The sequence below is a fragment of the Streptomyces pactum genome, assembly GCF_002005225.1.
GTDB lineage: Bacteria > Actinomycetota > Actinomycetes > Streptomycetales > Streptomycetaceae > Streptomyces > Streptomyces pactum_A.
On sequence record NZ_CP019724.1, the window covers coordinates 4,783,031 to 4,798,039 of the forward strand.

Sequence of the window (15,009 nt, forward strand, 5' to 3'; positions counted from 1 at the left end):
GGCCGTCCGGGTACGCGCGGTGTGGCGTCCATACGGTGGAAAAGGCCTCCGCCGGTGCGGGGCGGAGGCCGTTGCCAGGTGGTCCCGGGGCGTGGGTCAGGTGCGGTTGGCGCTGGACGGGCCGAAGAACTCGATCTCCGCGATGGCCACCTGCTTGTTCTCGGCGGCCGCGTGGGCCGACTCGATGGTGAAGCGGACCTTGGTGACCTCGCCGACGCGGAAGGGGCGCCGCTGGCCGCCGGCGCCCTGGTCCAGGGTGAGGTCGCGGATCTCGGTCTTGCCGTCCTTCGTCGTGATGGTCGCCTGCACCCGGTGCGGCAGGGCCGACTTGCTGAGCTGGTCGGCCTTGGTGGAGGTGCCCGGGGTGATGATCAGGTCCAGCAGACGGGTCGGCTCGGTGAAGCTGACCTCGATCCACTGGCCCTGGCCGGACTGCGAGATGCCCGGGCCCCACCAGGTGTTGCTGCGCTTGTCGATGAGCAGCTCCGGCTTGTGACCGGTGAAGGAGCGCGAGGCCGTGATCCGGTCCGGAGAGACCGGGGCGCGCTTGGCGAAGTGGTCGCGGGTGGCCTGGATCCCGTCGGGGATGTAGACGAAGCCGAGGACCACCAGGGTGATGACCACGACGACGGTGATCCAGGTGCCGATGCGGTCGAAGACACGGCGCAGGCGCGGGCGGTCGCCGGCCCACGGGGTCTCGCGGCGCCGGCCGCCGAAGAGCCGGCGCCACCAGGGGGCGGGCGCGGTGTCGGCGTCGCCGGTGCGGGTGAGGGGCATCGCACAGCGCGCGCAGTAGTGCCGGTCGGGACGGTTGGGGGTGGAACACCACGGGCAGGGCGGGCCGTTGGCGATGTCCGGCTGGTGGCCGGGGGCGCGCACCTGCGGCCGGTCGGCGTCGGGGCGGCCGGGCAGGACCGGGGCGACGGTGGGGGGCGGGGCCGGAGCGGGGGCCTCCGGTTCGGCGACGGGGACGAGGAGGGAGCGGGCCCGGTCGGACATCGTGTCGGAGAGGGCGTTCGGGGCCGGGGCGGACGCCATCGGGGTGGTGGGGGCGGTCTCGTCCACGCCGGGGGTACGGGAGGCTCGGGCGGTGCCCGCGTTCGCGTGGGTGCCCGGGCTTCCGGTGGTGCCCGTCGGCCCGGTGCTTCCGGTGCCGCTGGGAGAACCGGTGGGACCCGTGGGACCGGCGGGGCCTGCGGAAGCGGCGTGGCCCGCGGCTCCCGTGCCGCCCGCGGTGCCGCCCGCGCCCGCGGAGCCTGCCGCGCCCGCGGCTCCGGCGGCTCCTGCGGCGGCCCCCGCTCCGGCGGTTCCGGCGGTACGCGCGGCAGCCGCGGTTCCGGGTGCGCTCGAGGCACCGGAGGAACCGGAGGCACCAGCAGCGCCCGCCGCGTTCCCGGCACCGGCTGCACCGGCTGCACCGGCTGCACCGGCTGCACCGGCTGCACCGGCTGCACCGGCTACACCGGCCGCGCCGGCCGCGCCCTGTGCCCCGTAGTCACCGCGACGCGTGGCGTCGTTCGTCTCCGGGGTGCCGGTCCCGTCCGTTCCGGTTCCGTCGGCGCCGGTCCTGTCCGTCCCCGTGGGGCCGGTCGCGTCCGCCGGGTGGCGCGGGTGGGGCACGGCCGGGGTCTCCTCGGTGTCGTCGTCCGGTCCGCCGGCGGCGGGCGCCGTGCGGTCGTGCCGGGCGGGGGGCACGCCCGCACCGCCGAAGGCGTCCCAGCCGGGGCCCTGGTCGGGCGGGGCGGCCGCGGGTCGCGTCGTGCGGGCGCCGGCCTGTTCCCAGCGGAGTACGGCGCCGCACGCGTCGCAGAAGGACTGGCCCGGTTCCGCGCGGGTTCCGCACTCGGCGCAATTCTGCGTGGTCATCTCTCCGGGGTCCTTTCGGAGGCGGTCACTTCGACCGTGTAGGGCATGTGGGCGGGGCGGGCGGCGGCGACGAGGCCGTCCAGGCGATGGGTGTCGGCCGGGGACGGGTCGGGCAGCCGGAGGGCGACGTGGAGGCGGGGGCGCGGGGTGCCGGGGAACGGGCCCAGCGGGCGGGCGTTCCACGCGGCGCCGCCGCTCTCGGTGATCTCGGGCTCGACGCCGAACGCGAGCCGTACCGCCTCGGCCAGGCCGCGCCGGGTGCCGCGTACGCGGTGCAGGCGGGCCGCGGCGGCGACGGCGTCGCGCAGCCGGTCCTCGGGCTCGGTGCCGTCGGTCTCGGCGCCGACCCAGGTGCCGAGCCACCGGGCGAAGTCGGCCGGGGTGAGGGCCGGGTCGAAGTAGGTGTCCAGGCAGTCCAGGACGTTCAGGATCGGGGCCAGGACGTCGTCGAGGCCGCCGACGAAGCGCTGCGCGAGGTCGTCGTCGGCGAAGACGGCCGGGAGCATCGAGCCGATGGGCAGCGAGGAGCCGAGGCCGTCGACGGAACCCCGGTGGGAGGTGGCCGTCACGCGTTGTCCCCGATCACTCGGACGCGGTGGTCGAAGGAGAAGACCAGCGCGGGCGCCTCGAGGTCGATGCGGTCGGTGGGGTCGCCGCGCTTGCCGGTGAGGGGGTCGGCGGGGTGCAGCACGACCTCGTCGACGAGTTCGACGCCGGGCACGCGCTGGAGCACGGCGAAGACCTCGCCGGCCTGCACGGGACGCCCGAAGGGCCAGCCCTTGCCGTCCGTGCCGCCGGTGAGCGGGTCGAGGTGCCGGTAGAGGGCGTCGTGGGCCTGGCGGCGCACGCGGTCGGTGTCGACGCCGCGGAAGGCGTGCACGGTCGCGACGACGGTGACGCCCTGGTAGTACGGCGGGCCGACGGCGAGGCGGGTGCCGATCAGGCGGCGCTCGTCGAGGTGTCGGGTGATGCGGTCCAGCAGGGCGTCGCCGGGGACGAGTTGCTCGAAGCGGAGCCGTCCGCCGGGGTCGGGCACGGCCTGCGGGACGACCAGGACCCGGACCGCGTAGGCCCCGTGGTCGCCCTCCTCGCCCTCCAGGCAGGTGATCCGGGCGGTCTCGGGGGCGGCCCGGCGGGCGAGCTCCTCGTAGTCGCGCAGGGTCACGGCGCGCTCCTGGGCGCGCAGGGTGATCGGCGCCCGGAGCTTCGCCTCCTCGACGGTCTCGCCGTCGACGCCGCCACGCGCGGCCTCGCGGTTGACGACCTCCGAGACGTACGGGATGGAGGTGCGCAGCACCTGTACGGCGCCGCGGGCCACGTTGCCGGACCTGCCGCCGCCGGTGCGGTAGCGGCGGGCGCGGATGACGGCGCCCTTGGGGGCGACGGTGCCGTACTGGCGCAGGGTGCCGTCGGCCTCGCGGACGGCGGGGCCGAAGGCGATCGCACCGGTCGCGGCGTCCAGCGTGATGTGGTGGTCGCCGGGTCCGGAGCCCGCGAAGTGCGGGACGACCTGCCAGTCCTGCCAGCCGTCGTCGGCGGCGGTCTGGAGGAGGACGGGCGGGTCGTCGGCGACGACGGGGGCGTGCTCGAGCCGAAGCCGCTGGCCGGGCAGGCCGGTGGACTCGCCGAGGACCTCGTCGTACACGGTCTCGGCGTGGACGGCGCCGGTGGTGCCGCCGATGGTGTACGCCTCGGCGGAGTGGATGGTCGGCGAGGTCGTGTAGAAGGGCTGGCCGGGCAGGGGGTCGGTGACCCGGCAGCGTATCCAGCCGGCCTCGTGGCCGCCGTTGCGGGACAGCACGTGCCCGCCGGGCACGTGGAGCACGATGTCGCCGGGGCGGTTGAGGCCGCCGGTGCCGTCCCGGTCGACCTCGCAGGGCTGCCAGCCGTCCTCGGTCCAGGCCTCCCAGACCAGGGGCGGCTGCCGGGGGTCGACGCCGACACCGTCGACGCGGCTGTCGAGTTCCAGGGCGAGCGCGCAGTGCGGGGTGGCGGCGGTGAGGCCGATGAGCATGCAGTCGCCGGGGGCCGGGGCCTCGGAGAAGCACATCAGGTGCTCGCCCTCGGCGAGGTCCGTGGTCCGGTCGGTGACGGCCTCGCCACGGTGCTGCACCATCAGGTGGCCGAGCGAGCACGGTACGACGGTCAGGTCGCCGACGGTGGAGAAGACGACGGCCTCGTCCCGCTCGGTGCGCAGGGTGGCGACCTCGGTGCCGACCGGGACCAGGACCGCGTCCTCCTGCGGCGCGGACAGCCAGAAGGTGACGTCCGTGCGCGCGGCGGACGGCGGGAAGAGCGTGATGCCGACCAGGTCGAGGAAGGCGAGGTGGTTCTTCTCCGGTACCCGGTTGAGCCGGTAGACGATCTGGTCGGCCATGTGGGCGACCGTCTCGACGAGGGTGACGCCGGGGTCGGAGACGTTGTGGTCGGTCCACTCCGGGGCGCGCTGCTGGATGTAGCGCTTGGCGTCGTCGACGAACTGCTGGAACCGGCGGTCGTCGAGGTTGGGGGAGGGCAGGGACATCAGCGGTCGCTTTCGAAGGAGCCCGGGAGGCCGGCGCGGCCGTCGAGGTCCGGCTCGTCGTGGGAGGGGATGACGTAGAACGGGAAGACCAGGCTGCGCGGGTTGTTGGTGCCGCGGATCGAGTAGCGCACGTCGATGTAGAGGACGCTCTGGTCGTCACCGGCGGTGACCTCGACCTCCTGGACCTCGATGCGCGGCTCCCAGCGGTCGAGGCTCACGTGCACCTCGTGCTGGATGCGGCCGGCGGTCTGCTCGTTGACCGGGGCGAAGACGAGGTCGTGGATGGCGCAGCCGAACTCGGGGCGCATCGGCCGCTCGCCGGGGGCGGTGGCCAGGACCAACTGCATGGCCTCCTCGATCTCCCGCTCGCCGCTGACCAGGGCGATGCCGCCGGTGGGCCCGATGCGCAGGGGGAACGACCAGCCGGATCCGACGAACTGTTCGGCCATCAGAGGGCCACCTGCCTTTCCCGTTGCCTTCTGCCGACGCACCCGGGGCGTCGGCGCGGTCGTCCGGTCATCCGAACGGGTACTTGATCTCGTTGACGAAGAAGCCGCCGTACAGGTCGAGCTTGGCGCCGGTGATCTTCGTGTTGGCGGCCGTGATCGTCGCCAGACCCGTGGCGGTGAGGGTCGCGGCGCCGGTCGACGTCATGTTCAGGGCGCCGCCCAGCGCGTTCACCGCGACCACGCCGCCCAGCGACTTGAGGTTGACGATGCCCTTGCCCTCGAGGGTGAGCGGTCCGCCACTCCTGATCGTCACCGACCGGCGTCCTTCCAGGGTGAGGTTCATGCCCGCCTCCACCGACACCGAGCGGCTGCCGGTGATGCTGACCGAGCCGGCGCTGTCGATGGTGATCTCGGTCTTGGTGCGGTCGAGGTTGATGGTCAGCCTGTCGTTGCCGCTGGCGATCCGGACGCCCTGCTTGCGCATGCCGGTCCGCTGGCTGAGCAGGTCGACGCGGTTGCCCTGGCGGTCGGACAGGGTGTGCCGGGCGGCCTTCTTCTTCAGGCCGTCGTGCAGCGGGACGTCGACCTTGGTCGGCAGGTCCCGGCCGTTGTAGAGCCCGCCGATCACGAACGGGTGGTCCAGCGCCCCCCGGTCGAAGGCCACCAGCACCTCGTCGCCGACGTCCATGGGGAAGACGCCGCCGCCGCCCACGCCGCCCATCTGCACGCTGCGCGCCCAGTCGCTGACGTAGGCGTCGTCCAGCCACGGGAACTGGAGCTTGACCCTGCCCTGCTTCAGCGGGTCCTGTACGTCGGTGACGATGGCGTTGGCGACGCTGGGCAGCCGGGCCGCGCTCGCGGGGTCCGTGCCACCGCCGCCGCCCGAGGCCAGCCCGTACAGGGAACGCCACTGGCGTCCGCTGACCGTGATCCAGGACTGGTAGGGCTCGCTGTCGCCGAAGTGGTGGCGTACCGAGGTGACGGTGTACTTGCCCTCGAAGGGCTTGCCGACGTCGCTGAGCGCCACGGGCACACCGGGCCGCAGGTCGGGGCTGCCCTTGACCGCGATCTCCAGTTCGGCGAAGGAGGACGTGACGTCGGCGGCGAGGGACTTCGCCGCGTGCCGGACCTCGTCCTGCCGGTCGTAGGGGTTGGCGGTCTCGACGAGTTTGGCGGCCTTGAACTTGCCGGCCGCCTCGCCCGGTGTGGAGCCGATGGCGATGCCCGGGTCGGTCCTGGCGGGCGCGATCTCGGTGATCTTCTTCTTGGTGGTGACGTTCCAGCCGCGCGACTCGACCTTGCCGACCTGGTCGGCGGCGGTCACCGCGGCCCGCAGCCGCATGATGTCGTGGCGGGCCTGGAGGACGAAGGCGCTCTGGTCGCCGTCCGTGTTCGGGGAGGGCGCACCGGCCGACGGGTTCGGCTTGACGAACCGGAACTTCCCCTTGGCGTCGACGTACATCACCATGTTGTTCTCGTCGGCGAGCCGGGCGAGGAAGTCCCAGTCGGTGACGTTCGACTGGCTGATGAACCCGTACGCGCCCTTCGTCGGCACGATCCGCCCGATGGACACGCCGTCCATGGCGGCGAGTTTGCGGGCGATGTCGGAGGCCTTCTGGTTGCGGTACGCGGCCACGCGGCGCTGGCGCATCATGCGGTGCCCGAAGTCGTAGCCGCGGATCACGGTGTAGCTGCCGGTGCCGTCGTAGTCGGCCTCCATGGCGGTGACCTCGCCGGTCAGCAGGGGTTTGCCGACGCCCTGGCCGTCGGCCACCGGGGTGATGACCACCCTGGTGCCGAACTGCACGTTCAGTTTGCCGAGGACCAGGTGGTCGGGGTCGCGGAAGGTGATGCGGAAGGCCGCGGGCACGCCGATGCCCTGGTCGACCCAGCCGTCGACGAGCATCAGGGCGATGTCGTCGGGCAGCTTCGCGGCGCCGATCCGGACCTGGACGATGCTGGAGAACGCGGGACGCACCATCAGTGAGGCACCTCCTCGGAGGCGGGCAGCATGAGTTCGGTGCCGGTCGGCAGGCGGGACGGGTCGTCGATGCCGTTGGCCTCGGCGATCGCCCGCCACGCGCCCGCGCTGCCGTACTCCCGCCAGGCCAGCGACTGCAGCGAGTCCCCGGCGACGACCCGGTGCACGCGCTGGGCGGTGAGCGCGCCGGAGGTCGGGTTCTGACCCCGGGTCGGTCCGGGGATCTCGACCAGGTGCACCTGGCAGGTGGCGCGGATGGGCACGCCGGTGGTGCCGAAGAGGGTGTACGACGCCTCGACGGACGCGACGTACGCGGTGAACCGTGCCGTGGAGAACGACCCCCACTCGAAGACCACCCAGGGCGGCGACGGCTGGTCGGCGGCGAGGCTCTCGGCGGTCACCTCGCAGCAGCTCAGCAGCGACTCGACCTTCTTCAGCACCGTGTTGCCGCCCGGCTTGGTGGAGGAGTCCAGAAAGACCTCCAGGGTCATCTCCCGCGGCTCGGCGCCCATGAACTGGGGCTTCGCGGCCTTGCGCACGGCCGCCGTCGGGGTGGCGTTCCACTGGGTCCGCTGGGTGAGGGACAACTGGGCCGGGTTGAACTCGAAGCCGAACCTGCGCATCAGCGCGCCGGGGGTGGTGGTCGTGCCGGTGGGGGGCTGGTGGATGGCGAGGTTGGCGCGTACGAGGCTCTTGCCGGCGCCCTTGCCGCTCTTTGCCATGGGTCTTCCTCTCTGCTCCGCGGCGCCGTCAGTCGGTGAAGCCGTGGTGGGTGATTTCCAGGACCTCGTTGGCCACGGCCGGATTGCCGGGGTCGAGGCTGGGGCCCTGCCAACTGACGGGCAGTACGTCGATGAGCCCCCAGCGGGCGACCAGTGACCCGTCCGCGCGCAGGGCGGAGATCTGCGCGGTCGGCCGCTTGATGCCCGTCTGGACGGAGGAGATCCACTTGGCGACCTTGGCCGTGTCCGGGGTGAGGGGGCGGGTCAGCCGGATGTTGGAGAAGGACACGCGGGTGGGCAGTTGCCACACGAACCCGTTGTTGCCGCCCTCCTGGCGCTGCTCGATCTCCACCTGGGACGACAGGCCTTCGCACCCGTTCCAGTAGCCGAGGCTCTCGCCGTCGATGGTGAGGGTGAACCAGATCGTGGAGCCCGGGTCCTGGCGGGGCATCGAGGGTGGGCCTTTCTGTCGGGTGCGTCAGGTGGGGATCAGGCGGGTCAGAGGGTCATAGGGTCAGAGGGTCAGATGGATCAGGTGGATCAGATGGATCAGGTGGGTTGTGTGCGCGGTGGGCGGGTGGGCGGGTGGGCGGACCGGGGGGGCCGGTGGGCGGAGGGCCGGTCAGTGGCGGGGATCGCGGAGTCTGCCGACCCGTTCGCGGTCCATGCGCAGTTCGGTGCGGACGTGGCGGGTGACGCGGCCGATGATCCGGTGCACCAGTTCGTCCAACTGGAAGTCGGTGAGCTCGCGCGGGTCGAACCCGCCGGCCGGGACCGCCGTGTACGCGGGGGGCGGGTCCCCCTCCGCCGCGGCGGCCGGACTCGCCGAGTACGGGGGCGGGTTGCCGGGCGGCGACGCGCTCTGGGACTGCGGCGGGCTGTAGGGCGGCGGCGGGTCGGCCGGGGCTTGCTGGGGCGCCGGGGGCAGCAAGCGGTTCAGGGCCGTGGAGACGGAGGCCGCCGCGTGCGCGGCGAGGGCGCCGGTGGCGGAGTGGCGCCCGGAGTGTCGCCCGAAGAGGCGCTGGACGGTGGGCGCGGACGTGGTGTCGGCGTCCGCCGCCGGCGGCGCCGCCGGTGCGCTGACGGGGTGCGGCGGGCCGGGCGGTGTCGGCGTGGGCGGCGTGAGGGGGGACACGGGGAGCGGGGCCCCGGCGGCGGTGGCGCCCGGGGACGCGGGCCGGCGCAGCGGTACGGCCTTGGCGGGCGTGGTCCGCCTCGAGCGCTGGACGGGGGGAGCGGGCTGGAGCGGGGCGGGCGCGGGGCCGGTCGGGGCGGACGCGGGACCGGTCGGGGCGGACGCGGGACCGGGCGGGGCCGCGGGCACGCCCATCGCGTCCCGCCCCGCCGTACCGGTGGCCGTGGTGCGGTGCGGGGGCGGCGGGGGTGACACCGGTACCGCCTCGGTGGGGGGCACGGGTGTCGCGGAGGCGGTGCCCGGGGCGATGGCCCGCTGGACCGGTGGGAGCGTACGGCCGAGGGCGCGGGGGGCGGCGGAGGCCGGTGCGGTGAGCGACGTGGTGTCGGCCGGCGGTGTGCGGAAGGGAGCGCCGAGGGGAGAGCGGCGCGGGGCCGGCGCGGGTGCGGACGGTGCCGGGCCGGGGGCCGGGCGCGCGTGCGGGGCGGCGGCGGGTTCCGTGTGCGGGCGTACGACGGTGGCGGGCCTGGACGCCATGGGGGCGCCGAGACCCGGACGCGGCGCCCTGGCGGTGCGCTGCACCGGGTGTGCGTGCGCGGGGTCGGCCGACTTCTCGGTCCCCGGGCGGGCGAGGGGCACGGCGGCCGGCCCGGTGTTCCCCGGAAGCGACCGCTGGACGGGGGGCGGCGCGGAGCCGGCGGGGGCGTCGCGGTGGGCGGCGTCGGTCGGTTCGGCGGCGGGTGCGACCGGTGCCGGGGCGGGCCGTTCCGTTGCGCGCTGGACCGGGGGCGGCGCCGTGCGCGGGCTCGCGGCGGAGGTGCCGGTGGGCGAGTGGGGGGCGCTGCCGGGGGGCGCGGGGGCGTGGTGAGCGCCGCGGGTCGGGGCGGCCCGCGGAGGCGGTGCGGCCTGCGATGTCTGAGTGGTTCGGGGTGTTTTCGAGGGGCCGGGGTTTGCCGCTCGCCGTTGGACGGAGGGCTGTACGCCGGTCGGACCGGCGGGACGGCTGGGGGCGACGGGAGGGGACGAGGGCCGCTGCGCCGCCTCCGCGCCGCCGGCTCCGGGGGCGCTGGTGACTCCGGGGGCGCCCGCGCCGCTTCCCCCGCCCGCAGGGCCGCCTGATGCCGGGTCGGTTCCGGCCGGCCGGGACGCGGTGGGTGTGCCTGCGCCGCTGCCGGGGGCGGGCCGGGCCGCGGCTCGCTGTACCGGTGGGGGCGTGGAGGCGGACTGGGCCGGCGGGCTGGTCCGGGGGGCGTTGCCGTGGGGCGCCCGGGCGTCGCCGCCGGGTGCCGTGTCGCCGCGACCGGCGTCGCGCTTCCCGGGGCCCGCGGCGGAGCGGTCGGGCGAAGGGACCGCTCGCTGGACCGGGGTGGCGGCGGTGCGGCCGGGGGCGGCCGGTGTGCCGGCGGCGGTGGCGGAGGGGCGGTTGAGCGGCGGCATGGTCCGCTGCGGCGGGGCGCCGGCCGTCGCGCCACCCCCGGTCGATGGCGTCGGCCGGTCGGTGGGCGGGGTGGCTCCTGACGGAGACGGAGGCGCGGATGGCGGCGCCGATGCCGATGCCGACGCCGATGCCGACGATGGCCGTGACGATGCCGCAGGTGTACGGCCGGTGTGCGAGGCGCCGGTGCCGGTGGCGGGCGTGCCGGTGGTGGGACGAGCCGCCGCTCGCTGGACCGGGAGGCCGCTGGACGCGCCGTCGGCTGCGGTGGACGACCGGCCGGTGGTGGGGGTGGTGCCGGGTGCGGGGGTGTTGCGGGGGGTGTTGGTGGTGGTGCCGGTTGTCGCTCGTTGTACGGGGGTGCGCTGTGCCGGAGGTTGGCCGGTCGTGCCGGTCGGTGTGGAGCCGGGCTGCGGTACGGGTCGCTGTACCGGTGTGCCGGTCGCCGTGTCGGCGCCGGGTGCGGGCGTTGCCCGGTTGCCGGTCGGGGCGGCGCCGGGCCGGGGAGCGGTGCGGGCGGACGCGGCGGGGCCGGACCGCGGTACGGCGCGCTGTGCCGGTGCGCCCTGGGCGTCCGGTGAGGTGGTCCGGCGGCCACCCGTGGCATCGGCCCCGCGGGCGGAGCCGGTACGGATGGCCGGGCGGGAGCGCGGCACCGCGCGTTGTACGGGGGCACCGGCTGCCGTGCCGTCGCCTGAGGCCGAGGGTGCGGATGCCGGGGCGGTGGGCCGGGCGGCGGTCGTCGGGGTGGGGCCGGGGCGTGTTGTCGCGCGTTGTACGGGGGTGCCTGCTGCCGCGCCGCCGCCGTCGGTGGTGGCGGGGGCGGGTGCCGTACGGCCGCCGGAAGCGGTCGGGGCGGAGCCGGGGCGGAGCGCGGCGCGCTGCACCGGAAGGCCGGCCGTGGTGTCGCCCCCGGACGTGGTCGCCGCCGTGATGCCGCCCCCGGACGTGGTCGCCGCCGTGGTGTCGGTGCTGGTCGGCGGGGGCTGGTGAGGGGGCACCGCCCGTTGCACCGGAGCACCGGTGGTCGTGGTGCCGGCCGGTGCCGTGGACGGGGCGGCCCCGGCGCCGGACGGGCGTGCCGGGGAGGCGGCCGGGCCCGGGGCCGCGCCGGGTTCCGCTCGGTCACCGTCCGGGGACGACGGTGCCGTCCCCGAGGAGCCCGGCAGGCCGTTCGCGGCCCGGCGGGTCGCGGGCAGGGACCGGCGCTGCACGGCCGCCGAGCCGGACGGGGCCTTGGTCAGCGGGGGCCGCGGGCGGGGCGCGGCGGCCGGCACCGGTGCCACGCGGACTCCGCGCGGGGCCTGGGGCGGAGCGCTCACCGGTGCCGCGGGCGACGCCGGCCCGGCGGAGCGCGCCCGCTGGACCGGCGCGGCCGGTGACGTGGACGCGGCGCCGGGCACCGTCGCGGGGGAGGCGGCCGGTCCGGCCCCCGTGCCGCTCGCGGGAGCCGCGGGCGCGGACGACGGCTCCGTGGCCGCCGGTATCGCCCGCAGGGGCGCGACCGGCATCCGCTGCACCGGAGCCGCGGCGGCCGGTGAGGCCGACGGCGGCGACTGCCCGGAACGCCCGGACCCCGCCACCGGCGGTGCCGACTCGCCGAACGCGCCCGACAGCATGCTGCTGCCCGCCGCCGGGTTCAGTACCGCGGGGGACGGCGCCCCCGTGAACGACGGGTTCTGCCACGTCGGCAGCCGGCCGCCGAACCCGGCGTCCGCGACTCCCGTACGCGTGTCGCCCGTCGCCCGCTGGATCGGCGGCAGGCCCGTCCAGGCGGCGACGGCCACGGGCGCGGAGCCGGTCGCAGGCGACGCGCTCACGCCCTGGCCACTCGCGCCCGGGCCACTCACACTTCGGCCACTCGCGCCCCGGCCGCCCGTGCCCGGGTCGCCCGTGCCCGGGTCGCCCGCCTCGGCGGCCCGGGCACCGGGTGTGGGCGCGGGCTCGCCGGTGCCGTCCCGTGGCCCGTCCCGGAGCCCGTCACGACGGCCTCGCAGCCGGTCCAGGAATCCCACCGATCAGCCCTCCGCCGCGCCACGCGTCACGAGGGACGCGATCTGGTCCGTGTACCGGCGGCGGTCCTGGTGCTCCAGGTCCAGGATCGCCTCCAGACTCCAGTGGAAGTGGTAGGCGACGTACGCGATCTCCTCGTGCAGCCGGTCGGTCGCGTACGTCACGATTCCCCCAGGCGGCTCCCGCCGAGCTCCACCTCGAACGGCTCCGTGCAGTGCGGGCACTGAACGGCCGCGCGGGTGTGGCCCTCCGCGTTGATCTGGCGGTAGAAGTCCTGGAGGAACGCCAGGTCGGAGGCGAACATGTTCTCCACGATCCCGTCGTGCACCATCGGCAGCGTGCCCAGCCGGGTGATGACCCGGCCGAGCAGCACCACCGACAGGTACGCCGGGTTCTCCTGCACCCGCACGTCGCGCAGCGGGATCAGTTCGTCCCGTGCCGTCGACAGCCGCATCACACCGTCCCGGTGCACCGTGCCCGAGTCGTCGACGTAGCCGCGCGGCAGCTCGAAGGGGAACTCGGTGCGTAGCTGCTGGCGCGGTGCCTCGGCCGGTGTCTCCGTGGGTGCGACGGCGGGAGCCGAACGGGGGAAGTCCGCTCCCGCCGCCGCGGTCTGGGGGTCGTCGGGGGCCGCCGCGGGCGCCCCGGCAGCCGCACGCCGCATTATTCGATGACCAGTTCTTCGAACACGATGGTGACCGTCTCGGTCAGCGCGGAGGTGTCGCCCGCCTTGACCGCGCTCGCGTCGATCTTGCTGCACCAGGCGTTGCGCAGGTTGTACCGCTTCACCGGGGTGTCCTCGGAGTCCATCAGGATGATCGAGGCGTTCTTACGCGCCGTGGACATCCGGCCGTTCATGGAGTCGTTGATCCACTGGGTGAACGACGACGACTGGGTCATGCCCCGCACGACGGTGCACTGCCCGTCCTTCTTGTTGCCCGGGAGCACGGCCGTCTCGTGCTTGCCGGTGGTGCTGTTGTTCTGCGGGTACTTGATGACGTCCTGCTCGAGGGTGAGGCCGTTGACCTCGGCGAGGTACTCGACCATCACCCCGTCGATCTGGAGCCCGAAGTTGTTCGCTGTGAGGGAGTCACCCGGCATCAGAGCCATGTGTTCGCTGTCCTTCTAAGGATCTGTGAGAGGAGGGAGGGGGCGGCGGGAGCCCGGAGCGGCGCAGGACGCGTGTCCTACTCCTCCAGTTCCCCGCTGCCGCTGGAGAACTGGGCCAGCCGGAAGATCACGAACTCGGCGGGCTTGACCGGCGCGATGCCGATCTCGCAGATGACCCGGCCGAGGTCGACCGACTCCGGCGGGTTGGTCTCCTCGTCGCACTTGACGTAGTAGGCCTCCGCCGGGCTCTGGCCGAAGAGGGCGCCGCTGCGCCACTCGTTGACCAGGAACGCCGAGACGTTGCGGCGGATGCGGGCCCAGAGGTTGTGGTCGTTCGGCTCGAACACCACCCACTGGGTGCCGATCAGGATCGACTCCTCCAGGTAGTTGAAGTACCGGCGGATGTTCAGGTAGCGCCACGCCGGGTCGGAGGAGAGGGTGCGGGCACCCCACACGCGGATGCCGCGGCCGGGGAAGGCGCGGATGCAGTTGACGCCGATCGGGTTGAGCAGGTCCTGCTCACCGCGCGTGATCTGGATCTCCAGGTCGACGGCACCGCGGACGACCTCGTTCGCGGGAGCCTTGTGCACGCCGCGCTCGGTGTCGTTGCGGGCCCAGATGCCGGCGACGTGGCCGCTCGGCGGGATCAGGCGGGACTGGCCGGAGGCCGGGTCGAACGACTTGATCCAGGGGTAGTACAGGGCCGCGTACTTGGAGTCGTAGCCGGCCGTCTCCTGGCGCCAGACCCGTATCTGACGGGCGTTCTGGCCGGGCGGCGGGTCGATGATGGCGACGCGGTCGCCCATCAGCTCGCAGTGCGCGATGAGGCCGAGCTGGACGGCCTTGACGGCCTCCAGGTCGATCGCGCCGCGCTGGTAGGCGGCCATCAGGTCGGGCACCGCGACCATGGAGATCTCGTCGATGGCCTCCAGGCCGCCGAAGCCCGTGCGGTCCGCGGAGTCGCCGAGGTACTGGGCCGGGCCGGGGTCCGGGCTGCCGGCCTTCTCGACCGGGGCGGCGGGGGCGGCGGCGGGCGGCGCCGGCAGCGTCAGGGTCTGGTTCTCCGGGCGGGCGAGCTGCGCGGCGGGCGCGGCCTCCGTCACGGTGATGAGCTTGGAGCGCTCCTTCACCTGGGTGACGACGTAGGAGCGGTTGCCCTTCTTGGCGCTCACGTCGAACGTCTCGACCGGCTTGTCGCCGTCCTTGACGATCAGCTTGAAGCGCTCGGCGGGACCCTCGCCCTCGGGGTCGGCGACCTCGACGGTCAGCGGGCCCTGCTGCCCGGCGGCGTTGGCCGTCACGGCGAACGTGCCGAGCTGCTTCGGCTCGGCGGCCGGCAGCGCGGCCGGGGCGGCGGCACCCGTCACCGCGGCGGGAGCGGAGGCCCCGTTCGAACCGGCGGCGGCGTCGTCGGCGGAGCCGCCGACGCGGACGACGTACGCGGCGCTGCCGCCGTTGTTGAAGAACCCGTAGACGGAGTGCGCGAGGTAGTACCCGTCGGTGAAGTCACCGAAGGCCGCGACGTACTGCGTCCAGTTGGTCACCAGCGTGGGCTCGTTCAGCGGGCCGGTCGGCGCGAGACCGACGAAGGCCGCCACCGAGGTGCCCACCCCCTCGATCGGGCGCGAGCCGCTGGCCACCTCCTCGACGTAGACGCCGGGCGACAGGTAGGACGGCATGCTCTGCTCTCCTCGGGGTACGAGACAGGACGCCCCTCACCCTCGCGCGCGCGTTGCTCCCCCCGAAACGTCCCGGGGGGCCGGAGCGGGGGCAC

The 15,009-nt window shown here is 74.9% G+C and carries 11 protein-coding genes and 1 pseudogene; all 12 read right to left on the reverse strand.

Translation table 11 applies throughout. From position 1 onward, the window contains the following. Positions 1-96 precede the first annotated feature (96 nt). Positions 97-1,251 (reverse strand): annotated as a pseudogene (locus B1H29_RS40045) (discoidin domain-containing protein); the annotation flags it as partial. Positions 1,252-1,862: 611 nt separating this feature from the next. Next, a complete protein-coding gene (locus B1H29_RS20365; RefSeq protein ID WP_055417816.1) occupies positions 1,863-2,372 on the reverse strand; it encodes a phage tail protein in 510 nt (169 codons plus the stop codon). A 59-nt stretch (positions 2,373-2,431) separates the two neighbouring features. Beyond that, positions 2,432-4,390, reverse strand: a complete 1,959-nt coding sequence (locus tag B1H29_RS20370) for a putative baseplate assembly protein (RefSeq protein WP_055417563.1) — start codon at positions 4,388-4,390, stop codon at positions 2,432-2,434. Further along, positions 4,390-4,839 carry a GPW/gp25 family protein gene (locus tag B1H29_RS20375; RefSeq protein WP_055417562.1) on the reverse strand — a complete coding sequence of 150 codons (450 nt, stop codon included), beginning with the start codon at positions 4,837-4,839 and terminating at the stop codon, positions 4,390-4,392. The genes B1H29_RS20370 and B1H29_RS20375 overlap by 1 nt, the downstream gene beginning before the upstream one ends. A 67-nt stretch (positions 4,840-4,906) precedes the next feature. Next, positions 4,907-6,820 (reverse strand): VgrG-related protein, encoded by a 1,914-nt coding sequence (locus B1H29_RS20380; protein WP_055417561.1) that lies wholly within the window; start codon positions 6,818-6,820, stop codon positions 4,907-4,909. Next, the gene (locus tag B1H29_RS20385) at positions 6,820-7,542 is read right to left on the reverse strand and encodes a LysM peptidoglycan-binding domain-containing protein (RefSeq protein WP_055417560.1); all 723 of its coding nucleotides are present in this window, start codon (positions 7,540-7,542) and stop codon (positions 6,820-6,822) included. Before B1H29_RS20385 ends, B1H29_RS20380 begins: the two co-directional genes overlap by 1 nt. A 28-nt stretch (positions 7,543-7,570) precedes the next feature. Next, complete coding sequence (locus B1H29_RS20390) at positions 7,571-7,993, reverse strand: phage tail protein (RefSeq protein ID WP_055417559.1); 423 nt, start codon at positions 7,991-7,993, stop codon at positions 7,571-7,573. Between the two features lie 171 nt (positions 7,994-8,164). Next, positions 8,165-9,214 carry a hypothetical protein gene (locus B1H29_RS20395; RefSeq protein WP_234392972.1) on the reverse strand — a complete coding sequence of 350 codons (1,050 nt, stop codon included), beginning with the start codon at positions 9,212-9,214 and terminating at the stop codon, positions 8,165-8,167. Between the two features lie 2,916 nt (positions 9,215-12,130). Further along, complete coding sequence (locus tag B1H29_RS38625; RefSeq protein ID WP_167392550.1) at positions 12,131-12,289, reverse strand: DUF6760 family protein; 159 nt, start codon at positions 12,287-12,289, stop codon at positions 12,131-12,133. Next, positions 12,286-12,789 (reverse strand): hypothetical protein, encoded by a 504-nt coding sequence (locus B1H29_RS20400; RefSeq protein WP_055417558.1) that lies wholly within the window; start codon positions 12,787-12,789, stop codon positions 12,286-12,288. Before B1H29_RS20400 ends, B1H29_RS38625 begins: the two co-directional genes overlap by 4 nt. Beyond that, positions 12,789-13,235: a phage tail protein gene (locus B1H29_RS20405; RefSeq protein ID WP_053133134.1), complete on the reverse strand. Its 447-nt coding sequence runs from the start codon at positions 13,233-13,235 to the stop codon at positions 12,789-12,791. Before B1H29_RS20405 ends, B1H29_RS20400 begins: the two co-directional genes overlap by 1 nt. Positions 13,236-13,312: 77 nt before the next feature. Next, a complete protein-coding gene (locus B1H29_RS20410) occupies positions 13,313-14,914 on the reverse strand; it encodes a phage tail sheath subtilisin-like domain-containing protein (protein ID WP_055417557.1) in 1,602 nt (533 codons plus the stop codon). Positions 14,915-15,009 lie beyond the last annotated feature (95 nt).